Annotated in this window: 1 protein-coding gene; it reads left to right on the top strand. The window is 72.8% G+C overall.

From position 1 onward, the window contains the following. Positions 1-386 (top strand): alpha-L-fucosidase (locus BIV03_RS13290; protein ID WP_175475847.1); only part of this gene is annotated, 386 nt, incomplete at both ends.

The raw sequence follows: 386 nt of genomic DNA, 5'->3' as shown, positions 1-386 counted from the left end.
CGTCGTCGCGAAGAACGGCGTCCTCCTGCTCAACGTCGGCCCGAAGCCGGACGGCACGATCGCCGAGCCCGAGCAGCGGCTGCTGGAGGGCATCGGCCGGTGGTTGACCGCCAACGGCGAGGCGATCTACGGCACCCGTCCCTGGCGCGTCTTCGGCGAGGGTCCGACGCACGTCCAGGCGGGGTCGTTCGTCGATGGCGCCGCTCCGGCCTACACGTCCGAGGACGTCCGGTTCACCACCCGCCACGACGTCACCGGCGAGTACGTCTACGCGGTCCTGCTCGCCGACCCGGCGGACGGTGTCGCGCGCATCCGCTCGTTCGGCAGCGGGACGAACCTGCTCGGACGGCCGATCCGCAGCGTCGAGGTGCTCGGCGCCGAGGGCG

This window comes from Curtobacterium sp. MCBA15_016 (assembly GCF_001865105.1).
In the GTDB taxonomy this organism is placed as follows: domain Bacteria; phylum Actinomycetota; class Actinomycetes; order Actinomycetales; family Microbacteriaceae; genus Curtobacterium.
The sequence above is the reverse complement of the archived record's forward strand: the minus strand, read 5'-3'. Positions and strand labels throughout refer to the sequence as shown.